This is a genomic window from Vibrio algarum, assembly GCF_028204155.1.
Classification (GTDB): Bacteria; Pseudomonadota; Gammaproteobacteria; order Enterobacterales; family Vibrionaceae; genus Vibrio; species Vibrio algarum.
Map to the genome: position 1 here is coordinate 173,081 of NZ_JAQLOI010000003.1, position 25,442 is coordinate 198,522.

Annotated in this window: 22 protein-coding genes and 2 pseudogenes; 6 read left to right on the forward strand and 18 right to left on the reverse strand. The window is 41.2% G+C overall.

Annotated features, from left to right (window positions below):
* Positions 1-108: 108 nt before the first annotated feature.
* The 7 genes from PGX00_RS16115 to PGX00_RS16145 form a co-directional block, all read right to left on the reverse strand.
* Positions 109-582 carry a substrate-binding periplasmic protein gene (locus PGX00_RS16115; protein ID WP_407702392.1) on the reverse strand — a complete coding sequence of 158 codons (474 nt, stop codon included), beginning with the start codon at positions 580-582 and terminating at the stop codon, positions 109-111.
* Between the two features lie 24 nt (positions 583-606).
* Positions 607-864: a type 2 periplasmic-binding domain-containing protein gene (locus PGX00_RS16120; protein ID WP_272138467.1), complete on the reverse strand. Its 258-nt coding sequence runs from the start codon at positions 862-864 to the stop codon at positions 607-609.
* A 200-nt stretch (positions 865-1,064) separates the two neighbouring features.
* Positions 1,065-1,277: a hypothetical protein gene (locus PGX00_RS16125; RefSeq protein ID WP_272138469.1), complete on the reverse strand. Its 213-nt coding sequence runs from the start codon at positions 1,275-1,277 to the stop codon at positions 1,065-1,067.
* A 329-nt stretch (positions 1,278-1,606) separates the two neighbouring features.
* Positions 1,607-3,637 carry a tetratricopeptide repeat-containing diguanylate cyclase gene (locus tag PGX00_RS16130; RefSeq protein WP_272138471.1) on the reverse strand — a complete coding sequence of 677 codons (2,031 nt, stop codon included), beginning with the start codon at positions 3,635-3,637 and terminating at the stop codon, positions 1,607-1,609.
* A 605-nt stretch (positions 3,638-4,242) separates the two neighbouring features.
* Positions 4,243-5,523, reverse strand: a complete 1,281-nt coding sequence (locus PGX00_RS16135; RefSeq protein WP_272138473.1) for a TRAP transporter large permease — start codon at positions 5,521-5,523, stop codon at positions 4,243-4,245.
* Positions 5,524-5,538: 15 nt separating this feature from the next.
* Positions 5,539-6,033: a TRAP transporter small permease gene (locus PGX00_RS16140; protein WP_272138475.1), complete on the reverse strand. Its 495-nt coding sequence runs from the start codon at positions 6,031-6,033 to the stop codon at positions 5,539-5,541.
* A gap of 81 nt (positions 6,034-6,114) precedes the next feature.
* Positions 6,115-7,143, reverse strand: coding sequence for a TRAP transporter substrate-binding protein (locus tag PGX00_RS16145; protein ID WP_272138477.1), 1,029 nt, complete (start codon positions 7,141-7,143; stop codon positions 6,115-6,117).
* A 526-nt stretch (positions 7,144-7,669) separates the two neighbouring features.
* On the opposite strand from PGX00_RS16145, the gene PGX00_RS16150 reads away from it, so the two are divergent.
* Entirely contained in the window at positions 7,670-8,314 is a 645-nt protein-coding gene (locus PGX00_RS16150; RefSeq protein WP_272138479.1) for a GntR family transcriptional regulator, read from the forward strand.
* Positions 8,315-8,389: 75 nt separating this feature from the next.
* Here the strand turns inward: PGX00_RS16150 and PGX00_RS16155 are convergent, their stop codons facing one another.
* The 3 genes and pseudogenes from PGX00_RS16155 to PGX00_RS16165 all read right to left on the reverse strand — a co-directional run bounded on the left by PGX00_RS16155 (position 8,390) and on the right by PGX00_RS16165 (position 11,758).
* Positions 8,390-8,848: a glycine radical domain-containing protein gene (locus tag PGX00_RS16155; RefSeq protein WP_322107894.1), complete on the reverse strand. Its 459-nt coding sequence runs from the start codon at positions 8,846-8,848 to the stop codon at positions 8,390-8,392.
* 21 nt (positions 8,849-8,869) lie between these two features.
* A pseudogene (locus PGX00_RS16160) lies at positions 8,870-10,731 on the reverse strand (pyruvate formate lyase family protein); the annotation flags it as partial.
* A 61-nt stretch (positions 10,732-10,792) separates the two neighbouring features.
* Positions 10,793-11,758 (reverse strand): glycyl-radical enzyme activating protein, encoded by a 966-nt coding sequence (locus PGX00_RS16165; RefSeq protein ID WP_272138481.1) that lies wholly within the window; start codon positions 11,756-11,758, stop codon positions 10,793-10,795.
* Between the two features lie 365 nt (positions 11,759-12,123).
* On the opposite strand from PGX00_RS16165, the gene PGX00_RS16170 reads away from it, so the two are divergent.
* Positions 12,124-12,462, forward strand: coding sequence for a cytosolic protein (locus PGX00_RS16170; RefSeq protein ID WP_272138482.1), 339 nt, complete (start codon positions 12,124-12,126; stop codon positions 12,460-12,462).
* Positions 12,463-12,588: 126 nt separating this feature from the next.
* Here PGX00_RS16170 and PGX00_RS16175 read toward each other — a convergent pair whose 3' ends face one another.
* Together PGX00_RS16175 and PGX00_RS16180 are read right to left on the reverse strand one after the other, a co-directional pair.
* The gene (locus PGX00_RS16175) at positions 12,589-12,834 is read right to left on the reverse strand and encodes a hypothetical protein (protein WP_272138484.1); all 246 of its coding nucleotides are present in this window, start codon (positions 12,832-12,834) and stop codon (positions 12,589-12,591) included.
* A 284-nt stretch (positions 12,835-13,118) separates the two neighbouring features.
* Positions 13,119-13,574 (reverse strand): DUF1499 domain-containing protein, encoded by a 456-nt coding sequence (locus PGX00_RS16180; protein ID WP_272138486.1) that lies wholly within the window; start codon positions 13,572-13,574, stop codon positions 13,119-13,121.
* Between the two features lie 422 nt (positions 13,575-13,996).
* Between PGX00_RS16180 and PGX00_RS16185 the strand changes: the two genes are divergently transcribed.
* Positions 13,997-15,094 carry a Fic family protein gene (locus PGX00_RS16185; RefSeq protein WP_272138488.1) on the forward strand — a complete coding sequence of 366 codons (1,098 nt, stop codon included), beginning with the start codon at positions 13,997-13,999 and terminating at the stop codon, positions 15,092-15,094.
* 402 nt (positions 15,095-15,496) lie between these two features.
* Positions 15,497-15,913: a hypothetical protein gene (locus PGX00_RS16190; RefSeq protein ID WP_272138490.1), complete on the forward strand. Its 417-nt coding sequence runs from the start codon at positions 15,497-15,499 to the stop codon at positions 15,911-15,913.
* A gap of 171 nt (positions 15,914-16,084) precedes the next feature.
* Here the strand turns inward: PGX00_RS16190 and PGX00_RS16195 are convergent, their stop codons facing one another.
* Positions 16,085-17,344, reverse strand: a complete 1,260-nt coding sequence (locus PGX00_RS16195; protein ID WP_272138492.1) for an adenylosuccinate synthase — start codon at positions 17,342-17,344, stop codon at positions 16,085-16,087.
* 119 nt (positions 17,345-17,463) lie between these two features.
* Here PGX00_RS16195 and PGX00_RS16200 point away from each other — a divergent pair, with 119 nt between their 5' ends.
* Positions 17,464-18,342, forward strand: coding sequence for a LysR family transcriptional regulator (locus tag PGX00_RS16200; RefSeq protein ID WP_272138493.1), 879 nt, complete (start codon positions 17,464-17,466; stop codon positions 18,340-18,342).
* A 429-nt stretch (positions 18,343-18,771) separates the two neighbouring features.
* Here PGX00_RS16200 and PGX00_RS16205 read toward each other — a convergent pair whose 3' ends face one another.
* The 5 genes from PGX00_RS16205 to PGX00_RS16225 all read right to left on the reverse strand — a co-directional run bounded on the left by PGX00_RS16205 (position 18,772) and on the right by PGX00_RS16225 (position 24,879).
* On the reverse strand, positions 18,772-19,788 hold the full coding sequence (locus PGX00_RS16205) for an IS110 family RNA-guided transposase (RefSeq protein ID WP_272133953.1): 1,017 nt from the start codon (positions 19,786-19,788) through the stop codon (positions 18,772-18,774).
* Between the two features lie 392 nt (positions 19,789-20,180).
* Positions 20,181-20,708, reverse strand: coding sequence for an RICIN domain-containing protein (locus PGX00_RS16210; protein WP_272138495.1), 528 nt, complete (start codon positions 20,706-20,708; stop codon positions 20,181-20,183).
* 681 nt (positions 20,709-21,389) lie between these two features.
* Positions 21,390-22,799: a dihydrolipoyl dehydrogenase gene (gene lpdA, locus PGX00_RS16215; RefSeq protein ID WP_272138497.1), complete on the reverse strand. Its 1,410-nt coding sequence runs from the start codon at positions 22,797-22,799 to the stop codon at positions 21,390-21,392.
* Positions 22,800-22,905: 106 nt separating this feature from the next.
* Positions 22,906-24,201, reverse strand: coding sequence for a serine hydroxymethyltransferase (locus PGX00_RS16220; RefSeq protein ID WP_272138499.1), 1,296 nt, complete (start codon positions 24,199-24,201; stop codon positions 22,906-22,908).
* A 513-nt stretch (positions 24,202-24,714) separates the two neighbouring features.
* On the reverse strand, positions 24,715-24,879 hold the full coding sequence (locus PGX00_RS16225) for a hypothetical protein (protein WP_272138502.1): 165 nt from the start codon (positions 24,877-24,879) through the stop codon (positions 24,715-24,717).
* Between the two features lie 102 nt (positions 24,880-24,981).
* On the opposite strand from PGX00_RS16225, the pseudogene PGX00_RS16230 reads away from it, so the two are divergent.
* Positions 24,982-25,346: pseudogene (locus tag PGX00_RS16230) on the forward strand (IS3 family transposase); the annotation flags it as partial.
* Positions 25,347-25,442 lie beyond the last annotated feature (96 nt).

The window sequence follows — 25,442 nt, forward strand, 5'->3', positions numbered from 1 at the left end:
GAATCAAATGTTCTGATCAAAAATTAGAGTATGGTATCTAAATGAACGAGAATATAAATAAACTATCGTTTTTACTAAATTATCACTTCGTTCACTAATTCGAGCTAATTATTGATGAATATTTGTATAGTCAAGGTTATATTTTTTTGACAACTGTATTATTTCCTTACTCTCAACCATTTTTTCAAATTCCTGATCAAATCGAAATATAAAGTCATCCAAATTCTTTTTTCTTGAAAATCCAAAATATCCTTTATTAATAGTAATAGGTGGTAAGAGCATTTTAATATCATCTTCAATTTGCATTTCTTCCATGACCCTTGCCGCGCTTCTTGGGTGACTAGCAAGCAAATCAATTCTACCAGTTACTAATTTCTGAAAATTAGCTTTAACAGTACCAACAGGTTCGAGACTTAAATTCGGTTTATTTTGGTCAAATCTCTGACCGTAGCTCCACCCACGCGTCACCCCTATATGCATTCCCTTAAGCAAATCATAATTGTTGTTCCAAGTAAAAGAGCTGTTCACTCTGGCATAAAACACCATAGGATCTTGATAGAAAGCATGCTTACTGTACTGCATAAATAGTTCTCTATCAGCTGATTTTTAAGGACCTATCAACCCATCTGCATCACCAAGCTCAATCATTTTTAACGCTCTTTTAAAGGGATACATTTCAACTTTGATCTCATGTCCTAATCTATGGGCGATTTTCTCTGCGATGTCATAGCCTAGACCATAACTCTCACCATCCTGCTTTTCCTCCAATATATTTGGAAAAGAGGTTCCTACAAATAAGTACGTTTCAGCAATAGCATTGGCTGACATTATTAAAGATAGAACCAAAAATGAAACATGTTTCATATTTCTAACCTGATATTTATACCGACTTTAATCTAGCGGAATGATACTTAATATAATGTATTATGTCGCCTATAATATCAGCTTAAAATAATGAAATTATATATGGATACTTTGTTTACGATTGATTACTAATTTAGTGAAATTGAATTTATTTAAGCTATTTATATATTGCGTTAAATTGCTAATTAACTGGGTGGACTTTATGCCGTTAAATGTTTGATTACATCAGTTGGGATTTTATTGAGTAGTAATAATCCTGCCTGAGAATCAATGTTAATAGCAACCCAACCATCACTGCCCATAAACTCAGCACTAGAGTAGTTAACCATAATGATATCGGAACTATCTGAAAACTCACCAGATAACTTGAAGATACCGATGGATGTATTTAACCGACTAATCTCAAATTTCATCTATAACTCCACGACATCGAACAAATGAACTAACGAGGTTTGGGGCAAAGGCGAGTTTGCTGGAAATCTCGTTCAGCTTATTACTGGACATAAGCTTCTTAGTTCGTAAAACCCGAACCGTACTTTACGAACTGCATCACTTCAGATAATGCCGAACCTGAAAGATTTTGGACATTAGCTTCCACTACATGATTAAAATGTGCTTGCACTTTATGTAAATTTTGTCTTGGAATATGAAAAGTATGACTAACTTTTAAAACGCTTTTGTTTTCAAGGTGTCTCGACGTAATTACCGACTGGCAAATTGTACCACTAAATCCGATGAGCATTTATGTCCAAAGTGTAACGCGGTTTCTGCCGTCATTTTTTGATTGGTAAAGCGCTTTGTCAGCACACTCAAGAAGCTCGTCCGGGGTTTCTACGGAGGCATTTAAAGAGGCAATACCTAAACTGCAAGTGACACTTACGTTGCTAATCGTTTTGGCGGCAATTTGTTTTCGTATGCCCTCTGCCATTGACATCGCTAGGGTTGCGTTCGTGTTAGGCAAGATAATACAAAACTCTTCTCCTCCAATTCTGGCAATACAATCTTGTTCGGTAAAATTGCGTTCTAAAATATCGGCGACACCGCATAAAACTGCATCGCCAACACCGTGACCAAATTGATCATTGACTTTTTTGAAGGAGTCAAGATCGGCAAGGATAATAGTGCATGGCTGTCCTAACTGCCCGGCTTCAAATTGTTTTTGTAAATAACTAAAAAAAGCGCGCCGATTATAACAGCCAGTGAGTGAGTCATGCATGGCTAAATAATCAAGCTCATAGTTTTTCTTACGCAGTACCACAACGCTGCGGTAAAACAGAAATGCGAGAAGTACCATCACACAAAGAAACACGGACAAGAATATATTGAGAGTTTGCTTTTTACTTAGCTCCAGATCAGAAATTCTATGGGCTTGTTTGATAATTTTTATTTCACTATTTTTTTGTATAACTTTTAACTGCTCTAACTTCACCTTTTCTTGCAGGTCAGTCAGTTCTTGCTCAAGCTTATAGGATTCAAGGATCGCCTTTTCCTTTGCCAATTTTTTTGCTTCATGTTCGGCATAAATAGCTTCAGAAATTCGATTAACTTCCTCCGAATATTCAAAGGCATCCTGCAAATTATTAGTGATTTTTGCTGCTGTTTTTAGCCCTTTGTAAATGGCGAGCTGCTCGGTGTTTGACGAATATTGCTTTGATAGGGTTAGTGCTTCAGTAAATAGTGTTTCCGATTGTTTGGGATCCCCTGGCAGTGAAAGTGACGCTAACTGAGTCAGCGACTGAGTCTGCAATGGCAGGCTGCCAACTTGAACAGCTAGTTTAAATGATTGTTGAAACGATTGTATCCCGAGATCCTTATAGCCCCTGGCGACTTCTACCTTACCTTTTATTAAATAACTCAGCGCTAATTTTTCAACAGAATCCATCGCTCGGTAAATAGAAATAGCATTGTCCATGAAAGTGCCAGCGCGAACTAAATTCCCTGTCTCAAGTTCGATTCTAGCAAGTTCGCGAAATGCTGCAGCTCGGGTTTCCGCTTTAACTTTGTCTTTCGGTAATTCGATCGTTTCATTGTAAAACGAACGTGCATTATCATATTGATTTAATTGCGAATAAATCAATCCAGTTTGATTTTCTACCTCCGCTAAATGAGGGATGTCCCCTTCTTCCCGGTAAAGCGCTTCTGCTTGTTTTATATAGACTAATGATTTCTCGTAGTTACCTATATTTCGATAAATAATACCGGTATGGAGCAAAATTTGTGCATACTGAGAAGGAGAACTATAGCGCTTTTGTATTTCTATACTTTGCAATGCGTGATCCAAGGCTTTGAGGTAGTCACCTTGTTTATTTTCACTCATAGCGAGATTTTTTAGTGCTCTCCCTATTGAAACTTGATCACCTATAAGCGTGTGGATGTCGACAGCGAGCTGATAGTATTCAACCGATTTGTTTACATTTTTTAGGTGTTTATAAGACTGTCCGATTTGATGATAGCAGTTAGCTAATAACAATAGCTTGCGAGTCTCGTCTTGCGCCTCTGTTAAGTATCCCGCCGCGGCAAGGTATTCAGGGATAGCCTCTTCGTACTGTTTGTGTTTATATAAACTATTGCCCCGACTATGCAAGACCAAGCCAATGTCGTAAGACGAACTCTGGGCTTTCGCATACGCTTCTAATGACGAAAAACGGGTGCTTACATCATTGAAGTTATTTTCTTTAATCAACTGCTTAATGACGTTGAGTTCAGCCAGAATAAACTGTGAGGGGGATCGATCATTTTCTTCAGATGCAGCCGAACGTGATGAGATAGTCATTAAGACTACTAACACGACTGGAGTCACTAATTTTGATAACTTCTCTAAATGCGTGTGAAAAACGCTGCAAATAGGGATTGAAAGCATAAACTACCTTTTCAAAACCTGCTGGAGATTACTGTTCAATAGTATAATACATTAAGTGCAACCCAGTTACCTAGATACCACACATGGTGCTGAAACGTTGTCCGCATAGAAGGTATGCAGGAATAGCTGAAATGTACCTACCTAGACCAACAGGTTACTTTGAACTGTACGCGAGATAAGAACCGTCCATATTTAGCGTCTCCATAGCTTTTAACCCAGAGCTTGTATCAACGAAACTGTGACTATAGGGGGTTGCCGGCAGTATCCCCACCCCTATTTCCTGGAGTAGATACTCACCTAACACATTAAATGTTGCTGGCAACTGCGAAAAGAGTGCGCAGGTAGAATCTGAGAATAAACAGATACGAGTGGTTTAGTACCGTGATAGGAAACGGGAGATTCGGTTCGTGACTTGGAGAACAAGCCACGAACCATTTTCGGTGCTGGTTAAGCAGACATTGCAGCCTCAATTGCCTGATAAGTAATTCTGAGGGTTTGGTTAATTTATATTTTTTTGGCTACTTAAATAAAGATGGAATAAAAAGTGTAAAACCAGGAATGTATGTAATGAGTAGTACAATAAACACATTGGCCAAAATAAATGGCATAATAGCTTTACTTATTTTTTCCATACTTTCACCCGAAATTATGGATGCAGCAAAAAGACAGCAACCAACAGGGGGTGTAGCCAGGCCGGTGATCAAATTTACGCTCATAAATATTCCAGCGTGAAGTGGATCTATACCTAACATTTTAAATAATGGAAGGAACACCGGAGTGACAATCATTAAAGCTGGTATAGAGTCCATAAACATCCCCAAGAAGAAGAGAAGAATATTGACTAACAGTAAAATCATCCAAGGAGATTGAATATTCTCCATAAGATATTGTGCAAATAGCATTGGTAACTGTTCATTCGAGAGTGCCCAACCAAAAAGAGCTGCTGAAGCGATGATTATGGAGACACTACCAGTTTCAACCGTTGATTCTCGGATAACTTCCAACAATTTTTTCCAGCTCAAAGAGCGGTAAATAAACATTGAAATAAATATAGCGTAAAAAGTGGCTATTACCGCAGCCTCTGTCGGGCTCACAATTCCAAATATAATTCCACCCAAAATAATTACTGGGAGTAAAATAGCAAAAAATGCATCGCCGATGATTCCCAAGCCTTCTTTAGTAGATATACGTTCTTCTCGCCGTGGAAGTTCGACTTTCCGACCGTATAGCCATACCACTACCATCTGAGCGACACCAACCATTACGCCTGGAAGCGCGCCTGCTAAAAACATGTCCTGAATCGACACCTGCGCGATCGAGCCATAAATAATAAACATTATGCTAGGTGGGATAATAGGCCCCATAGTCGAGGATACGGCTGTTACTGCAGCACTAAAAGCCTTTGTATAACCTTTTTTTGTCATCGATGGTATCATGACAGAACCAATAGCCGTTGTATCGGAGATTGCAGTTCCGGTAATACCACCAAAGAACATACTTACGACAATATTTACATAGGCAAGGTTTCCCTTAACTCTTCCTACCATTAAGTCTGCCAGCCTTATAATTCTGTCACTAATTCCCGCTTCTGACATGATTTTTCCTGCCAGAATAAAAAATGGTATTGCTAGAAGAATAAAGGAATCAAAGGATCGTAAAAGCCTTACATTTAAAATGTTAAAGGGAATATCAGCACCAATAAAATATATCAACGTTGATGCTATCAGGGCAAAAGGAATAGGAATTCTGATTGCCATTAGCAACAGAAAGCAAATAATCATCAATACAACATAAGTCATGAATTATACCTGATATTAGAAAAGAGAAATCAGCTTTTTCAGCAGATAAAGAAAAACCAGTGAGGCAAATATTGGGATAGAAAGGTAAACTAGTCCTACAGGTAACCACGGTATGATAGGAGCATGAACTGCCCACATAGAGATAGCATGTTGGCTGCCCATTACTATAAAAATGACGCAGACTGACATCATTATTAGACAGTGAATAAAATCAAATAGTTTTTTTACTCTGGCACTTGCTTTATCGTAGAAAAAGTCAACCCTCGCGTGTCCATCCTGAAGATAAGCTATCGCGCTCCCGATAAGTACGATATAAATGTAGGAATATCTGGATACTGTATTAGACCACGAGATGGGGGCATTAAAGCTATATCTTAATAGGATATTCGCTCCAAGCAGAACAATCAGACCAGCCATCAACAAAAATATGGTATGCCTGCATACAGCTTGTAGCCTATTCATAACCTTGTCTATGCTTATGATTGCACTAACTTTTGGTGTTGTAGACATCTTATTACCTTTATTTATTAAATAGGACTGGTGTTCAAACTCACATTCAGCGTGTTTGAAAGCACCAGTACCAGGATTTAGTTATTGATAGGCTTCAGGTAGACGAGCATTCGGGTCTAGATATTGGATTTGATCATACCAAGATGCCCAGTTAGGTTTATTTTTAAACCACTTGGTATAAACAGATTCAGCCGCTGTTTTAAACTCAGCCGTATCTGGGTAGGTGACAGTCTGGCCCGCAGCTTTCACTTTTTCGATATATTGAGCTTCGCGGGCATACTGCCAGGCGTCAGTCAGTTCAATCGCTTCGTCCGCAACGCTTTGCACAATTGCTTTCTGTTCATCGTTTAACTTGGCCCAGGTAATAGGGGAAATGAACAAGATTTTCTGCGTCCACATTTGATTCAAGATGGCATAGCTTTCGACTACCTCACTCATCTTGAAGATGCTATTGCAATACACACCTAAGTCATCTGCTTCAACCATGCCTGTTTGAAGCGATGTATATAGCTCACCCCAGTCAGTAGGAGTGGCCGTAAAGCCAAACGCCTCGTAAGTATCAATAAACAGAGGGTTCTGCATACATCTCAGCTTCATCCCCTTAGCATCTTTGATATTGTTGATGGCTTTCTTACTCGCAATAGCAAAACCGTTACAGTCGGAATAAATTCCTAGAGCTATCATTCCAGTTGCTTTACTTACCCCTTCCAAGATTTCCTTTACCACACCAGAACGTCTGGCTACGTTGTAGTGTTCTTGGCTTTTAAAAAGATAAGGTAGTTGAAGGAACTGAATGTCATCGTAGTAACCGGCGATATGACCAGCACTGTTTGCCGAGAAGTCGACCGTTCCCATGGTTGCAAATTCGAGTGCTTCTTCTTCAGAGCCGGTAAGAGTGCCAGGATAGATGTTAATGTCCAAAGCCCCATCCGTTTTTTCTTCTACCAATTTCTTAAAGGTTTCGGCCAAAAGTTGGTCAGCATCGTAAACATTGTTCTGATGCGCAAACTTTAGATTCATCGTTTTTGCTTGAAGCCCAGGAACGGTAAAAAGAGCCAGGCTGGCTATCCAGAGCATGGTCTTCACAGCCTTATTTCTGTTCAGTTTCATGGTTCATCCTTGTGTATGTCATGTATATAAAACTTAACAACTCAATAATATAAAAAGAGTTTTTAGTAAACTGCTTATAGATTTGCAGTAACCATGCCAGCCTTAAGGTTATTCAATAAAGACAGCGGTAACTAAACTTTTTAGCCATTAGACTTTCAATCATTGAATAGTGTTTTTTGCGCCAACCAACTGATATATCAGCAGGTATACCAGTTGAATAAAGTAAATGCAGAGAGGGAGCATCTTTGTATTTTGACACCCATGATTTGTGCTAAATCCAACTTTTCGAAGTAAAAGGCAATGCTTTATCAGCGAAATGCACTACAAAAGGTCACCCTGCACCAAAAATACACACAAAGACATATTATTCAATAAGTTAACTTAATGTTATATTGTGTGATAAATTGGTTTACAGGTATGTTTTCATGAATCGTTTTTATAGTTCATGCACAACTTTACTTGGTAAAGATGAATTAATCTGAATATACTTCCACTGGTTAGCCAGTAGTAAAAAATAGAGATGGGTATGACCTCCACTAAGCAAAAAACTTATGAAGATCTTAAATATCGTATAATTACGCAACAACTTGCCCCCGGCGATTTGCTGAAAGACAAAGAAATCATGGAGCAATACGGTATCGGTCGAACACCGCTTCGTGACGTGTTTCTTGAACTACAAAGTGAAGGGCTGATAAATCGGGTTCCCCGCTCCGGAACATGGGTCGCCCCCATGGATTTTAACTTTCTCAAGCAAATTACTGAGGTTAGAATCGGTATAGAAGGTGTAGCTGCCGAGCTAACTGCATCAAGGATCACAGAAAAACAGCTTGCGAGCCTAAAAAGTATTCTTGAAGAAGTAGAACACTTTGAGAAAGGGGGACAAGTAAATGATAGAGCTTTGATTCAGCTAGAGTCTGAGTTTCACAATATCATCTACTCCTCCACTGGCAATCCTCAACTCGAGAAGTTGCTGCGAAGCTACCAAAGTCTTGGAGCCAGATTTTGGCATTACCTTGTGTTCTCACCCGAGCAAATGTTTGAACAGTTCAAAAGTCATCACCAGTTACTTGAAGCGATTGAGAAGAAAGATGGAAGCTTGAGTAAAACTATTGCAGAGAACCACATACGAGTTTATATCGATATTATTGACCGCAAGCTGGGTGTTTTATAGCCAAAAAACAACCGGCTTTCGCGCAGCTGTTCACCGCGAAAATCCGGTTATGTTTGATATCTATTTCTTTTTTAATCACACACCTAGGTGCTCAGTCCGCAAGATGATTTCATCTTGTGTCTCTTTTACCAGGCTGGTGAAGTATGCGCTGAAACCGGAAACCCTTACGACCAAATCTTTATATTGTTCAGGATTAGTCTGGGCATCCAACAAGGTATCTCTATCCATGACATTGAACTGAATCTCCCCACCACCTTGCTCAGCGTATGCCTGTACCAGCATTCTTAGCGCCTGATGGTGGCTCTTTTTATCAAAGAAAGTCGGGCTAAATTTAATATCTAAAACCATACCATTTGTGGCTACACTTAGGTCTGTCTTTAATAGTGAGTTGATTGCTGCTGTTGGCCCATTGACATCCTTTCCCTGAACGGGCGAGATAGCACTGGCCATTGCTTCGCCATTCCGTCTTCCATCAGGAAGAGCACCGGTATTGATACCCATCTTTACGTGATCTTCTACAGAGTACAGTCCCATTTGCCAACGTCCGCCGCGAGGGTTTGTAAACGATTCAACCACACTGTTTGCCGATGCAACAAGTTCTTTCATCAGGCTATCGACTTTATCTATATCGTTGCCAAATTTCGTACATTTGCGTTGTATCGCCAGATGCAAATCTTCGTAACCTTCGTAGTTCGCCTTCAGTGCTTGTTTAAAATCTTGTAGAGAATATTGTTTCTCTTCAAAAACTAGTGTTCTGATAGCACAGAGTGAGTCAACAACATTCGCCATCCCGCATAGATTGACTGCTGAGTTATTGTATATGGCTCCTCCTGCTGTCACATCTTTACCATTCTCGATACACCCATCCATAAATGCAGACAAGAAAGGCGTCGGATAGCATTTAGGAAGCGCAGAGTCTAGTCGATTTATGGCTGTCATCGAAAACTTGAGTTGCTCTGACAACTCAGACTTATACCAGTCGAACAGTTCTTCAAAACTGGCTATTTGATCAAATCTATAGCCACTGAACAGCGGAAACTTATAGTCTTGAATGCTTTCTTTGCTCACCGCAATACTCGCAATCGAAGAGTTACCAATAATACCTCCTGCTGTTGTGCTATTGCTGTTTCCATCAAAGAACATAATCTCAAGAATTTTTCCTAAGTTAATACGTAACGCCTCTGTTTTTGAATACTCTTTACCCGGACAAGCCATTTCGACGCATCCCACCAAGCCGTAATTCAGAGCATCTTCTTTGCTTTGCCCCATTCGTATCTTTGTCTCGATACAAAAGTCATCGATAAAGATAGCGGGCAAACCTATCCCAGTCTGTAGTAGTGCAATGCTTTCTTCCCAAATGTGTTCTGGCATAGATTCATGATAGCGAAGACAAAGCAGAGGTTGGTCGAAGCGAGTTTTACGGCTTGCTCGCAGCATCATTACCGTGAGATCGTTGGCTACATAATTGTTATTCTTGTCCAAACCGCCCAGAGTGATATTCTGATAGCCGTGGAGAGTAATGCCGAACTTGAGCCAAAGGGCATCAATTATATCAACCGCTTGCTCCTTAGTCATTACACCATTTTTGAGGTCCTTCTCGTAAAATGGAAACAGATATTCATCCATACGACCAAATGAAAAAGAAGCGGGAAGTTCTCTGCATACAACATTTCGTGAGTCAGCCAGACAAGTTGAACCGCTTCGAAAAACGTCTGTGCCGGTTTGTGAGATATATTGCGTAATGACTGTTCCATCATATCCATGTGTGACTTAAAATTAATATCGTCGGTCTGTTTGGATAGAAGAGCAGTGTGGTCAGCATAACGAGTAATATATTCGGATGCGGCCTGCTGACAAATTAACATTGCTTGCAGATCGTCTATTTCAGAGCTATTAGCCTGCTCCAAAGCCGCTTCTATTTGCTGAATTCTTCCGCCGATCCCGTCTTGTATAAGGCTTTCAAAGCCGGGAATTATGTGTCCTGATTCCCAGTGTTTATATAACCACTTTGATACACACTGCGCGAATGTCCGCATTTCTTCTGCTTCCTGGGAATCGCTAGCAAAGTTGTTTGCGAGAATCCCAGCCTCAGCTTCCTCAAAGGTATCGATACCTGCCGGCGGTCGATATAACGGATCATAATCTTCCGGAAGGTTAAAAGGGGATGACGGTTTATAAGTATAGCGATAGGCAAATCCGGCCAGGATATCATGCTCACAAACAAGAATTTTCTTCTCACGCAGAAAATTTTTAAAGCCCATGGCAATCTGGATACTTTTCGAATCATGCTCATGCTTAGAAAAAGCCGTATGATAATGAGGAGCCCTTCTAGGTATTTCTTTCCGGTCATAGTAGTGATGACGGCGGTCAAATATGTATTTGACGCGTTTGCTGATGGTAACGGTTGGTGCTGTCATTGCTTTCTTCCTTGAATAATTTTGTAAGTCTGATTTTACTTTCTGTTGAGTTTTATTTTTATTATCCTATTTCTGCACTTAACCCCAAGTCGTGGTAACACTTTAATGCTTTTTGCAAAAAAACCTCAGTTGGTGGAGCATACCCTTTAGTTGTGTTGACTAACCCTATCGTTTCGTATTTTCCTGCTCCATAGCTATGGTAAGGGAGCAGTTGGACCTGGTTTGGATTAGATAGAGTTGCGACAAATTGGGCGATGTGTCTATGTTCTTCAACACTGGTATTAAAATTAGGAATAACCGGAATACGAACGATATATTTCGCTTTACTTTGGTCGATTAACTGTAGGTTTTTGATGATTCGCCGGTTATCCACCGTCGTCCATCGTTTATGCTGCTCTGAATCGATGCATTTTAAGTCGTAAAGAAAAAGTGAAATGTATGGAAGTAGTTTTTCTATGCTTTTAAACGGTACATTGCCAGCTGTATCTAAAACCATAGATATACCTTCTGCTTTGCAGAGCTTTGCTACCTCTAGAATGAAATCGACTTGCAGTGCGGCCTCTCCGCCCGAGAATGTCACACCACCACCTGATGTTGAGTAATAGTGTCGATCCTTAACTATTTCGGTGAACAGTTTGCTGGGGCTATAGCTTTTCCCTATGAGTTCCAGAGCATCCTGTGCACAGGATTCAACACAATCACCACAGCCGATGCACTTTTTATGGTCGAATGAGTGCACATGTCCTTCTGTTTTGTGAGCTTTCTGAGTACATACAGGCGAGCAGTTTCCGCAAGAAGTGCAATTACTGGCAATATACTGAAGTACAGGTAGAGAACCTATTGTTTCCGGGTTATGACACCAGGCACAACGTAAATTGCATCCCTTAAAAAAAACGGTTGTCCTAATTCCAGGCCCATCATCAAGAGAGAACCGTTGAATATTGCTTATCAGTGCTGGTTTCACGCTATCACTTTGAAGAAGTCCAACTTGTGGGCCTAGTATTCCAACTGATATATCAGTTGTCAATCATTTCTAACCTTTAACTTATAGCTTTTGCTTGTACTATGTTCAGCCAACAAGTAAGCGGGGAGGTATTTTTACAAAACATTTAGTTCTTTCTTCTTGGGGCAACGCTACGCATAGAGAACTCCTTATGCATTTAGGTGGGGCATAGGTATTAGTCAACGCATGTGAAATTCATATTAACGAATTACCAATTGAGCTTTTATTCAAAATGACAATGGGGCTCTTTCGTATTTCAAGTCGGCCTAATGAATGTCCGGAAACAGCACAGAGTTGTCGCCTTTGCCAACAAAATATCTACTACGTTCTCTCCTGATAGTGATAAAATCTCCGCTTCAGAATTACCGAGAAACTAGGTATTTATAAAAATGTTTATTCATCATGTTAACGACATCGACTGGCTTGTGATTACAGCTTTTGAAGAACTGAAAACTCTATTTATTGAAGAAGCCGGTGCGATCCCCTCTTGCTTCTCTACCTCCAGCGAATTGAGCCTAATTGATCAAGCCAAGCGCACTTATGGATATTTGCCTACACTCAGCGGTGTAATAACCGATACCGGTACATTTCAAAGCCAAGATAACGAAGAAGATTTGAACCCACAGCTTGCCTGCCTAGTTGAGGGGCGCGGTCGAGTGTTTATCTATCACGGCGGTTTTGTGGCTTTTGTAGATGACGACCAAACGTTTATTACCCGAATGGCCTGAAGATTATTCTGTAAATTGAAATCGGTGAATTGGCATCCCTAGCCTTTCATCCGCAAGCGTTTCGTTTATTGACAAGGTGCGAGTTGAATGGAGCCGGATACTAGCTTCAATAAGAAAAGCATTCGCTTACTCCTTGAGCTGGTGACCTGTCTTCTTTGCAAGCTTTTGCATAGCCTCGGAAAACGTTGTTGTCCCCCCTTTAGCTTGAACCTGTAAAACCTTATGCCCCATCTTTTCCAGCGCGTGACGCTCTGATAAAACCGCTTTATCGCCTTGTTGACTGCCCTGTGCAGGCTGATGAATGTAACATCCTTCTAGTTGGCCATCTTCTATCAGTTGGTGGTGTTTCAGTGTATTGATATCAAAATTCATAGTTAGTCTATTAGCTTAAAATGTGGGGGAGTCTCTGTGGCAAAGACCGCCGTATATATTAATTTATCGTATGTACCATAAGGCATTTTAAGCATAAAAAGCTAATGCAAATACAGTAATGAATGACATCTAATCGAGTATGCTCAGTTTAAAAAGTGCATTTTCGATTTAGAAAACGCCAACTATAACGTCTCTAGACAGAATTTTGTTAGACAAACTGCTGACTCTAAATACATTTGAGCAAAGGCAAGTTAGGCGAGTTTACCCTCAAACCACCTTTCGACTCATCTAGGCTGTTGAGATAGTTTAACTCTAATGCGCTCTACACGATCTCTGTTAACGCCAAAGTCCGAGCGGCCAGTACGAGAAGCTGAGCGAACATGAATAACAGTGCGTCCTGATCCCCCTTCTAAAATATAAAATTCAATATCATCAACAAACCTGAAAACTGAAGAAATGTATTCTGCATAAACATAATTACTTTTAACTTCTATGACTTTCGATTTACCTTCGGAATTCAGCACTTCCAAAATACGGGCTTGAGCATTATCAACAGTGCCATCAAACATGATTGGTTCGATATTACTGTCGTCATTCGTGCTTATCTGACTGTTTACGCAGTTCGGTGAATCAGGGCAGGAAATAAGCATTCCATCAACTAAGCCAAGTTGTGGAAGTGTTGAAGAGCACCCAATAAGAAGTGATGTGCAAGTGATAAACATTAGCGCTTTTAATTTCATTAAACGATCCGGATAGAAAATACGTCCTAAAGAGATAAATATCCTATCACTTAGGCTTTACCAAAAATAGAATACTTCAACAATCCACTGTTATTGGACCATTACAACTTACCAATAGACCTTTAAGCCGACAAAAATTGAATGAGTTTCTAGCTAAGGCTAAACCTTCTATTTTCGCTATGTAAGATTGTTGTTTAGCCGCGTTTATGGATGGCCAATTTCTGCCTGAACATCCCCTCTTTTTGTGGGCAAGCCAGCTGATATCAATTTATCTCATGTGTTTAAGGTAGCACGACATCCAAATAATACCGCCTTATTGATTTGATTACACCGATAATAAAATCAAACAATGATTTGATTTATTGCCATTTACTAATCACAATATGATTTGATTAAACTATTTTTCAAATCAAGGAGCCATGATGTGGATTTGGCAACAGACTGATTGGGCTAACTTTTACTGGGATAAGACGGTGATCGAGCCGTTGGTGAGGGAGACTCGTCTAAACCAAGGGATCTTATTGGGCAAAATGTTGAGTCACTCTCAAGGCGAAAAAGAAAGTATGCTAGATACTTTATTGGCTAATATCGTTCACTCCAGTGCGATAGAAGGAGAGAAACTAAATGCTTTCTCTGTACGCTCGTCGTTGGCCAGTAGGTTGGGTTTGTCTGAAGAGAGGCCTTTTCCGACAACGGACCAAACCGATGGCTTTGCCGAAATCATGGTGGATGCTGTTGATAACCTAGTCACCCCTCTCACGCTTGATCGAATCTTACATTGGCATGATCGCTTATTTCCAGAAGGTTACACGATGTTTAACCCTGTCATCGGTGGCCAACTGCGAGGTGATGCTCCGATGCAGGTTGTCTCGGGTCGAATTGATAGACCAGTTGTGCATTTTGAAGCTCCAGGGCGTCAGCTCCTTGATGAAGAGCTAGACAAGTTTATCTTGTGGTTTAACGCCTCTAAAGATGATACTTCAATCGATCCCTTGCTTAGAGCAGCAGTCACTCATTTGTGGTTTGTTACGTTACATCCGCTAGATGATGGTAACGGTCGAATCACTCGCTTATTAACTGACTTGGCCTTGGCTCAAGCTGAACAGCAATCTGTCCGCTTTTACGCGATGTCTGTAGGGATATTAGCGAATCGAAAGAGCTACTACGAGATCCTCGAACGAACCCAGAAAGGAGATTTGAATATCACCGACTGGTTAGTTTGGTTTTTTGACACTTTGAACGAGACTTTTGCCGAGGCATTAAAGGAGATCGATCAGACGGTCCTCAAAACGAACTTTTGGCGTCATGTTGACCAAACTACATTAGTTAAAGAGCAGGTAAAAGTGCTTAATCGAATGCTGAACGGAGAATTTGCTGATGGGATTAACACATCGCAATATCACAAGGCTGCGAAAGTCAGTAAACCAACAGCGACTCGACATTTAGCGGCATTAGTAGAGCAAAGTTGTTTAATGAAATCTGGTGCTGGGCGTAGTACTCGTTACCTACTTCCTAAATAGCGAGACATGTTTAGCATGTCAATTAAATCCTGATTAGTATGTTCATACATATAGTTGTTAGTCATTTAATTGGGTACTTTGATGCCTAAAACGGAGAACCGTCCCAATTACCGTTTTTTTCTTTAAAAATTATCTTATTAGCTAGCGAAACCTCTATCTGTGTATTTTACTTAAAATAGTGCACCACGATTCACGGATGAGAAAAATGGCTAACAAAAAACACGTCGAAACAAACAAAAAGAATACAGAAGTAAAAAGCAAGAATAGTAACGAGCTAGAAAAAAGACACGGAAACCCCAAAAAAAGATCAGACTGCATTCACACCTAAAGGTTAATATCCCTCTGTTTCAATCACTCATGATGATATTGCCGTCATTGGCTAAACACGCCACTGCCGAGGGTATGAACAGTACGAACGATGAAGGCAATCGAGCTACGGGAAATAGTGGGACAGAAAAAGACGTCACCGAAGACCATGACAAAACGGGCTCACCAGCAGTTATTCATCAAGGGACTCAAACGAGTGAAAGCAACGTAAACTCGACTTTAAGTGCAAACCATGCTCCCCATGGCTCTAACTTGGTCCCTTCTCATCATTTGTCGACGTTTTCCCACCCGCAAGTCCATTACATTCCTTCGGTATCAATGCCGATTTTCTCTACAGGAAGTAGCGGCCAGCCGACTCATTCGAAGTCGCCTACGACCCACGCTTTACCCATCAACTTTATACCTGAAGTCATAAAAGGTACGTACGGAGAGCTGCACGTAAATGCGAATGGTCAATACACATTTGTATTAAGTCGAAATTCTCCTCAATAAGCCAAAATTGAATGTAATCAGTAATTAAGTTACAACGAAATAAGCTACTTCACAATGGAGAATGTTCTTCACGTCTGGCACTTCTCCATTTGTGAAGCTCATTACAAACAGACCTACTTTATCTTCTACCTTACTTTTAACGGAAAAAACATAAAATAATTAGCTTGTTAACTAATTTCGAATAATCATCTGATCACGTTCTGGACCTACAGAGACCATTCCCACAGGCACACCCATAAGCTCTTCAATGCGAGTGACGTAGTCTTGAGCCGCTTGAGGTAAACTATCAAATGTGCGACAACCTGTTATGTCTTCTTCCCAACTCGTCATCTCTTCGTAGACAGGTTTTAGTTCTTCGGTTTGTGGCCAAATAGGGTTTTCGCTATGTTCTCCCGCGTAAGCGACACAAATTTTTAGTTCAGATAGACCGGATAGACAATCAATTTTAGTTAGAGCAATTTCCGTTGCGCCTTGTAGTTCCACACCATTGCGAGTAGCAACAGCATCAAAATAACCCATGTCACGTGGACGACCAGTCGTTGCACCATATTCATTTGCGCTTTCACGAAAATTATCTTGTTCTTCCATTGCAGTAACAAGCGTACCTGTCCCTACTGATGAACTGAATGATTTTGCAACAGCAATAACGCGCTCTGGGTGAAGAGTAGGTAAGCCGCTTCCTATTCCTGCATACGCTGCGGTTACATTCGAAGATGTTGTCCAAGGATACTCTCCATAAACAAGATCACGTCCAGCGCCCAATTGAGCTTCAAATAATAAGTTCGCATTTTCTTTCTGTAGGGCTTTCAGCGGTAAAGTTACATTGCAGATAAACGGACGCCAAACTTCTGTCACGTTTAACAACCACTGAGTCATTTCTGCGGCAGTTTGTGTAAAATTGCATTCGGGATAAAGCGCTTTGAGTTGTGGCATTTTCCAATCGAGCATAAACTGAATGCGTTGCTCTAACACCTCAGGCTGATTTAACCAACCTACAAGTATGCCCTTTTTCATTACTCGATCGCCGTATGCTGGTGCGATACCTTGACGAGTCGAACCGTAGGCCGCATCACCTAATCGCTGCTCTTCCAAGGTATCCTCAAGTGCATGTAATGGTAAGCATAGTGTCGCACGGTCTGAAATTGACAGTTTAACTTCCATACCTGCTTCTTTAACTTCTGCTATCTCTTGGCTAAGGGCTTCAGGGCTGATAACCATTCCAGGGCCAAGTACTGCAATACAATCGGGATTAAAAATACCACTTGGCAGCTGATGTAACTTAAACGTTCCCATATCGTTAACGACAGTATGACCAGCGTTGTTACCACCTTGAAAGCGAATACTTGCAGACGCATCAGCAGCTAAAAAATCGACGATACGGCCTTTACCTTCATCACCCCAATTGGCTCCAACAACAACAATAGATGGCATAAATTTTCTCCTCATTGATTAAGAGGTCATGCTAGTCCTATCGACCAGATAAGAGAAATTAATTATAATTATCACCTTGATAAAAATATCATATGATGACATTAAGAGGTTTCGTAGTTATGTTAGATATCCATTGGTTAAAAACGTTTGTCACGCTTGCAAGGTTTAAGCATTTTGGGAAGACTGCCAATGCACTACATATGACACAGCCTAATGTAAGTCTTCAAATAAAACAGCTTGAACGTGCTACCAAAGTAAAGCTCGTCGAAAGGAGCCCGTTTCGGTTGACGCAGGCTGGTTTACGGTTGCTAGAGAGCAGCGAACGAACATTGTTGGAACTCAAAGTATGCCAAGCGGATCTCAATGCGTTTAACGAACTTGGCCGAGGCACCTTAACAATTGCAGTAAGTGATATCATTTCTCGGGCTTTGCTTATTAAACCTTTTCAGAAATTTAAGGCTCAATATCCGGGAATCGACTTTATTCTTCTCAATACTACTTCTTCGCAAGCGTCTGAACTGGTAAAAAGTGCGGAAGCGGATCTTGGGTTTGTTATTTCTCAGAAACAGAGCCAGCCTCTTCATTTTACTAAACTACAAAAAGTGTCCTGGTGTGCACTCGGCAACGATTTCCATTTGAAGATAAAACAGAATCATAAACAGAATGATGAACTCACTTTAGTTTTGCTTGGACATGATACTAGAACAAGAGAACTTATTGATGAGGGGTTACCTCAACTTCAACTTCCTAATTATAGGGTTATGGAAGTGGGTAGCGTTGATGCACAAATTGATTGGGCAGAGGCGGGTTTTGGTGTCGCGATCATTCCTGAATTTGCTATATCAACTAAGCCCTATCTGAAATCTGAAATAACATTATTACCCGACTTTTCATCAACAAGTTTGGGGTACGTGGTAAGGCAAAATCAAGTTCTATCGACGGCTATGAAGCAGTTATTAAAATGGGTAGATGAAGAGATTAACCACTCTAAATCATAAGGCTAGTCATATTTATTTATTGGAAACGGTACTATCTATCAACTTATATGGACTCCCCCTTATCAACAACAAAATGGTTAGTCGAACCTATTTTGGAAAGACACAATTTGTCCCTTCAACTCATTTTTGGACATGAAGTTTGTTAGCCGTTCGGCTGATGCTATCAAACATCTTTAACATCATTTCTGGACAAAATGTATGGTACGCCCCGTTTTTGCAAATGATAAATCAAAAATAACGGAGCTGGTTTGCGCTAATGTATTCGGAGTCTAATTGAGACTTTTTCTTTAGCCCCAGCTCCACGATGAGATCCGCGCCAGATTGTCCTCAAAAGCGTGAAAGCATTCTATGTTGCTGTTCTGTCCATCAGGTCTTCAATCTGGTGGTCTAACCGTTTTGTCATCTTTATATATCATCTGCAAATCTGATTTAAACTCTTACTTCAAAAGCTTTATGGGTAACCATTACTGACCATGCTATCCGAGCTAATTTGTTTGCTAAAGCTACAAGTGCAACATTGAATGGCTTGCGTTGCTTCAGATCAATGAGCCAAGAGCCAAAGTTACGTTCCGCCGTCCCATCCCTCCAGATAACAGCTCTAGCTGCATGGACAAATAATTCTCTGAGCTCTTTGTTTCCTCGTTTGGATATCCCAAGCATTCTTGATTTACCACCAGTAGAATATTGATGCGGGGTTAAACCAATCCAAGCGGCAAAATTACGACCATTAGCAAAATCGTGAGGGTTCACAACCGCTGACAAACAACAAGATGCGGTCATTGGCCCAACTCCTGGAACACTTTGTAAAAGAGATAACAATTCATCATCTTTCAGCAAGTTTTCTAATTTCTTTTCCTGCTCTTTAATCCATGTATTCAACTGATTGTAATGATCTAACTGATCTCTAAGCTCCAAAACTAACATTGGTGGAACGGGTTCTTTATTGTCGGCTAGATACTGAAATAGGTTCTTCATGTTGTGATGCCCTCTCGGAAAACTTATTCCAAACTCCAGAAGAATTGAACCTATCCTATTCATGCATGCTGTTCTTTCCTTGATATAACCTGCTCTGATTTTACGAACAACAGTACACACTTGTGCTAATTCGCTTTTTGGAGAAACAAAACGCATATTTGGACGCATTGACGCTTCTGCAATTGCGTCAGCATCAATGAAATCATTTTTGTTTGTTTTTACGTAAGGTTTAACATACTGAGCAGGAACCAACTTAACTTGATGCCCATAAGACTCGCACCGTCTCGCCAACCAATGAGCACCACCACAAGCTTCCATCGCAACAATAACGGGCTCATGAACGGATAATAATTGAAGTAATTTTTGTCTGTTAAGCTTCTTCCTGAAGACTTCTCTGCCTGAATAATCATGGCCGATAAGGTGAAATGTATTTTTTCCTAAATCGATGCCGATAACGCGAATAGTAGTCATGATGGTCACCTTTATTTAACTGAACCTAACAATGTTAAGTTTAGCGTGTGGGTGGGGCGTACCATCTTATTAGCGTGTTTGGGTAGTCACATTTGTCAAATGTGTTTCGGATTAGCGGAAAGTATGGAAGAAGTAGAGTTACGCTCAGCTCAACGGCTAGTTTACAAAAACATGGGTTGAGGTGGCATCACGTTCCATGGCTTGGTCAATTTGTCCGTTGCAGCTTATTGTTATGTTCGCTACGCGAGATACCTAAATTTCCCTACCGATGACCGCTTTGTGCCCACAGCGGCCACTTGACCGCTGCTTTGAAACATCCATTGTGGGAATTTAGCGAAATGGTGAATGGCCTCTTAACGTGTAAGGTACCACATTCGATGCAGAGGTCCAGATCAATCGGCAGTTCTATTGGACCACGTCTGAACAGATGCCAAGTCATCAGAACAAGCTACTAAAGTCATAGCCTTCATTTGATTTTCGTCACTTCTCCCAGTGCGCGTATCTCCTGTTAACGTCAGACACATTTCAGGGGCAGCTGCTGGCGCGATTGTACCTTCACCATCAAACACCCAACTCTGTGCTTCTGAGCCATCGCAAGTCGTTAACTCAGGTGATGCGCCTGTTTCGATCGACGAGACTTGCATACAAACATCGAACTCTGGCATATACAAGACGCCTTCTGCGAATTTGGCTGGATCAAATGCCTGATCAACTAAAACTTCACCTAACGGGCTATAACATGTATGCGCTTGCATACCATCTGCGGGGTTGGCATCCGCGCCTTTACCTTTCGCAATGTCCAGACAATACCCATTTTGGGTGTTATCAAGTAAATCAATAACGTACACCTCAACGTTATCCGCCATAGCTACGCTCGAAAGCAATACTGTTAGACCAATGATTTTTGCAACTTTGTACATTAAAATTCTCCCCGTATAATTATTTAGTCGGATAATAGGTAAACCGATGAAGCAGCACCTTAGGTTATAACTACTCTCTTGGTGTACAAATCATGTCCAGAAGTCAGATAAATACGCAATCTGGTTCACATTATCCATACAATATGCGAAGAGTGTCTGCGTTTAATTTTCCGATCATCAGCTTTTGGCCGATAACTGCTGTAATTAACATACCCGAGAACCAGATTCTTGCACAAACCATCCTAGCAACATAACGCTATGTAGGAAGCACGTACTTCCTATCCCATTCAATGAGCACATTTTCTATCACAGAAAGTGTGATCTAGCGCAAAACCGCCAGTCTGTTCATGCTCTATCTTGAACTTTTCGACTACTTTTAGTTTCATAAATAATTAGTGTTTAAATATTGTAGACCGTTTTGACAACAGCAGCTTTAGAAATATTGGAGCTGTGTATAATCACAGTCAAAAGTGCGTACCCCCTAGACGTTCAGTTTTCGACAAATTTCCACTAGAAAGCCTTGCAGAGACAGTCAATAATGTCTGCGGAATCGATAATAACAATCAAAGATGCCAGTAAGAAATGAACGATGCCCATTCAAAACTGGCTTCAGGCGATGAGTCGGTTTGTCATCGAGTTCGAAGACCGTGTCGCGAAACACCTAAATAAATACAGAAACGCTTACCTTCGACGCTGCTGCAGCATATCAGTAATCGATCCTTCTACCAATTCAGCACCAAAGACAACCGTCTCTGCTAAGGTCGGATGAGCATGAACTGTGTTGGCAAGGTCTTTTGCCGTGGCTTCCATCTTAATTGCTACCGCTACCTCATGGATCAATTCACCAGCATTGGCTCCACAGATACCAGCACCCAGTATCTTTCCCGAAACTTTATCAAACAGCAGCTTAGTCATACCATTTTCTGCACCAGCGCTCTGGGCTCTCCCGCTCACGATCCAAGGCACTTTGCCGATAGAATAATCAGAACCATTTTCCTTCGCCTCTTTCTCCGTTAGACCTACCCAAGCTACCTCTGGGCTAGTATACGCAACCGATGGAATCACTGCTTGAGCAAGGGAACCTTGGTGCCCACATACAGCCTCAGCCACTATTTTTGCTTCATGACTAGCTTTGTGAGCCAGCATAGGACCACTAACGACGTCTCCGATTGCATATATATGCGGGATCTGAGTCTGCATCTGCTCATTTACCAAGATTAATCCGTGTTCATCAACGTCTATGCCCAGCTCTTCTAGACCAATCTCTATAGTGTTAGGCTTACGACCAACCGCTATCAACACGGCATCATAGACTTCACGCTCAGGCACCTTAGTGCCTTCCATCGCCACCTGAATACCCTCTTTCAACGAAGTTATCTCAGTTACACAAGTTTTGGTAAAAATGCGGTACTGTTTTTTCAGCTTTCTTAACAGTGGTTGAACCACATCCTTATCCGCAGATGGAATAATCTGATCCAGAGCCTCGACAAGAGTTATCTCTGAACCCAACGAAGAATAAACTTGAGCCATCTCCAACCCGATAATCCCACCGCCAACTATCAACAACTTTTTGGGTACACTATTAAGCGCAAGTGCATCCGTTGAATTCCAGATCCGATGATCATCCGGGGCTATTGGCAAAGCAATAGGCCGAGATCCGGTGGCAATAATCGCATGTTTAAAGGTAACCAGTTGCCCATCCGCGTCTTCGATTCTAAGGTTATTGCTATCTTGGAAAAAACCGCGGCCGCTCACTCTAATAATCTTTCGCGCTTTACATAAACTGTCCAAGCCATTGGTCATATTTCTAATAATACTACCTTTATGGTCACGCAATTTTTCCAGATCAACATTCGGTTGCGTAAAACAGATTCCCATTGTGGCCGATTCTTTGGCTTCTTCAAGTATCGCCGCCCCATGCAAAAGAGTCTTTGAAGGGATGCACCCGACATTAACACAAACCCCACCCAGTGTACTGAGACGCTCAATAAGGCAAACTGACAAACCTAAATCTGCAGCACGAAATGCCGCTGTGTAACCGCCAGGGCCTCCACCGAGAACGGCTACATCAACATTGATATTTTCTTTCATTAACTTTCCCTATTACACTATGACTCTGTATAAACTCTAAACGGTTTCTCACTAGTTGACTTCTCAAATTATCTTTATAAGTCGTGGCTATAAAGGTGGTTAAATGTTAGCAGTACAGAGGAAAACGACAGCACAGTTTCTGAACCTGCAACTTTATCTGTTGCTCAACCATACCAGAGTCTTTTTGATCAGATGCCAGCGCATCTATCACATCGCCTATCCACTCACCAATCTGCTGAAACTCTTCAGCTCCAAAGCCGCGACTAGTACCCGCTGGTGTACCCAAACGTATCCCTGAAGTCACCATCGGCTTTTCTGAATCAAACGGTATGCCATTTTTGTTACAAGTAATACCCGCTCGTTCTAGTGCTTGCTCTACCTCATTACCTTTCAGTCCTTTTGGTCTTAGATCAACCAACATTAAATGAGTATCGGTTCCTCCAGTGATAATGTTGCAGCCTCTAGTTTGCAAAACCTCAGCAAGGATTTTGGCATTATTTATGACCTTTCTTATATAGACAGTAAAGTCGGGCTCTAATGCTTCACCCAGTGCGACCGCTTTACTTGCAATAACATGCATTAGAGGCCCACCTTGCAGACCAGGGAATACCGCTGAATTGATTTTTTTGTGGGTAGCCACATCATTGGTCATTGTCATACCACCTCGCGGCCCACGCAGTGTTTTATGTGTCGTCGTAGTGACCACATCGGCAAAAGGGATTGGGCTTGGGTGTTCACCGGCAACAACCAAACCAGCAATATGTGCCATATCAACCATTAGCAGCGCATCGACTTCGTCGGCAATCTGGCGAAAACGAGCAAAGTCTATCTGGCGTGGTATGGCAGAGCCACCAGCAATGATCATCTTTGGTTTATGTTTTCGCGCTAGTTCACGAACTTGCTCATAATCAATGTCATAAGTGTCTGGCTTTACACCATACTGCACTGCATCGAACCATTTACCGGACATAGCCGGACTAGCGCCATGTGTTAAGTGCCCTCCCGCAGCCAAAGACATGCCAAGAATAGTATCTCCTGGTTCCAGCAATGCGAACATTACCGCAGCATTTGCCTGTGCGCCAGAGTGAGGCTGAACATTAACGTACTCACAACGAAATAGCTGTTTTGCTCTTTCAATAGCAACCTGCTCCACTGCATCCACGTTTACACAGCCTCCATAGTAACGTCTACTTGGATAGCCTTCCGCGTACTTATTAGTTAAGCAGGACCCCTGTGCTTGCATCACTGCTTTAGAAACAATATTTTCAGAAGCTATCAGTTCAATCTGTTGGTTTTGACGCTTTAACTCGGAATCAACTGCTGAAAATACTACACCATCAGTGTTTTCTAAATTTGCAGTAAAAAAAGCCTGCAGGTCATAACTATTATACGAATATTCCATTTCTAATTATCCTTATCTCAATATACAGGGGGTTAACTTTTCTTCACTATACTTATCTGGCATATGACGATCAATAGAAAAGTTTCCTATAGGAAACAGCGTACCTGGACAATCAAGATTATTAGGTGAGCACACAGCAATGACAATGAATCTATATCCAAACTCAAAATTTGCCTATAAATATCTAATAAACAAACTAAGTATATTTAGTCTCAGAATCATTAAAAAAACAGTGCGTTCATTATAGGAAACAAAAACTATGAAGCTACTAACCCCTCATTATTGACTGTTCTAGTTAAAAAAAAGACGTATTTTCTAGCTAAAAATTACCGGTGGTATCAATTCGTCTTTTGACAGGAACAAGTTGCACTTAGCCGTATACTTCCCATACAACTCGTCTATGTCGGATAGGCGACACCTGTTACCCGATACCGCCCTCCTGAGAACCGTACGTGCAACTTTCACTGCATTCAGCTCAACCTCCACTAAAGCGTTAGTGTGTAGCCCAGCAACTCACAAAGCAGTGACAACAGGGTCAAAGCATGAGTTACGACCTGTGTTTTTCACCTTACGTTCATTGAGAAAACCTTCCCAAAAAGGATCAAACGGATTCACCAGTCTCATGATTTTTACATGTCGCTTAATTGGCACCTTAGCGATATCAAACAGTCTAATCACGCCATACTTTCCTGCCTTTTTGAACCAGCCATGGAAAGTCCATTGACCTTACAAGTTCAGAAAATACTTATGTGCGACCCATTTGCGCCCCTTGTTTGGGTAATGACCGCGACTCTGGTCTGTGATGCGCTATCAATGGCATTGTTCCGTAGAGGAATGTCCGAAGGGGTGATTATCCATAGTGATAGAGGTAGACAATATTGTTCAAAAGACTACAGAGACTCAATCTAAGCCCATAATCTAAAACAAAGTATGAGTAGGAAGGGGAATTGCTGGGATAACGCTTGTGTTGAAAGCTTTTTCCACTCAATGAAAGTAGAAGCCGTTCAATATGAGCCGATAATGACACGAGAAGAGATGCGCCAAGCACTCTTTGAATATATCGAGGTTGATTATAATCGTACAAGAGGCACTGTGCTCTTGGGTATCTAAGCCCAGTTAACTTTGAAAAACAATATGTCGCTTAATGCGGTGTCCAGTCTAACTGGAGCAGATCAATCCCGTCTGACTTATCTTCTCAGCCACTATCCATTTCCCATAATGCCTTAATAAGCGCTTTGTCG

Excerpts from the sequence above, each read along its gene's own strand:
- PGX00_RS16115 (WP_407702392.1), bottom strand. The coding sequence starts at position 582 with ATGCAGTACAGTAAGCATGCTTTCTATCAAGATCCTATGGTGTTTTAT.
- PGX00_RS16120 (WP_272138467.1), bottom strand. The coding sequence starts at position 864 with ATGAAACATGTTTCATTTTTGGTTCTATCTTTAATAATGTCAGCCAAT.
- PGX00_RS16125 (WP_272138469.1), bottom strand. The coding sequence starts at position 1,277 with ATGAAATTTGAGATTAGTCGGTTAAATACATCCATCGGTATCTTCAAG.
- PGX00_RS16130 (WP_272138471.1), bottom strand. The coding sequence starts at position 3,637 with ATGACTATCTCATCACGTTCGGCTGCATCTGAAGAAAATGATCGATCC.
- PGX00_RS16135 (WP_272138473.1), bottom strand. The coding sequence starts at position 5,523 with ATGACTTATGTTGTATTGATGATTATTTGCTTTCTGTTGCTAATGGCA.
- PGX00_RS16140 (WP_272138475.1), bottom strand. The coding sequence starts at position 6,033 with ATGTCTACAACACCAAAAGTTAGTGCAATCATAAGCATAGACAAGGTT.
- PGX00_RS16145 (WP_272138477.1), bottom strand. The coding sequence starts at position 7,143 with ATGAAACTGAACAGAAATAAGGCTGTGAAGACCATGCTCTGGATAGCC.
- PGX00_RS16150 (WP_272138479.1), top strand. The coding sequence starts at position 7,670 with ATGACCTCCACTAAGCAAAAAACTTATGAAGATCTTAAATATCGTATA.
- PGX00_RS16155 (WP_322107894.1), bottom strand. The coding sequence starts at position 8,848 with ATGGGACTGTACTCTGTAGAAGATCACGTAAAGATGGGTATCAATACC.
- PGX00_RS16170 (WP_272138482.1), top strand. The coding sequence starts at position 12,124 with ATGTTTATTCATCATGTTAACGACATCGACTGGCTTGTGATTACAGCT.
- PGX00_RS16175 (WP_272138484.1), bottom strand. The coding sequence starts at position 12,834 with ATGAATTTTGATATCAATACACTGAAACACCACCAACTGATAGAAGAT.
- PGX00_RS16180 (WP_272138486.1), bottom strand. The coding sequence starts at position 13,574 with ATGAAATTAAAAGCGCTAATGTTTATCACTTGCACATCACTTCTTATT.
- PGX00_RS16185 (WP_272138488.1), top strand. The coding sequence starts at position 13,997 with ATGTGGATTTGGCAACAGACTGATTGGGCTAACTTTTACTGGGATAAG.
- PGX00_RS16190 (WP_272138490.1), top strand. The coding sequence starts at position 15,497 with ATGAACAGTACGAACGATGAAGGCAATCGAGCTACGGGAAATAGTGGG.
- PGX00_RS16195 (WP_272138492.1), bottom strand. The coding sequence starts at position 17,344 with ATGCCATCTATTGTTGTTGTTGGAGCCAATTGGGGTGATGAAGGTAAA.
- PGX00_RS16200 (WP_272138493.1), top strand. The coding sequence starts at position 17,464 with ATGTTAGATATCCATTGGTTAAAAACGTTTGTCACGCTTGCAAGGTTT.
- PGX00_RS16205 (WP_272133953.1), bottom strand. The coding sequence starts at position 19,788 with ATGACTACTATTCGCGTTATCGGCATCGATTTAGGAAAAAATACATTT.
- PGX00_RS16210 (WP_272138495.1), bottom strand. The coding sequence starts at position 20,708 with ATGTACAAAGTTGCAAAAATCATTGGTCTAACAGTATTGCTTTCGAGC.
- lpdA (WP_272138497.1), bottom strand. The coding sequence starts at position 22,799 with ATGAAAGAAAATATCAATGTTGATGTAGCCGTTCTCGGTGGAGGCCCT.
- PGX00_RS16220 (WP_272138499.1), bottom strand. The coding sequence starts at position 24,201 with ATGGAATATTCGTATAATAGTTATGACCTGCAGGCTTTTTTTACTGCA.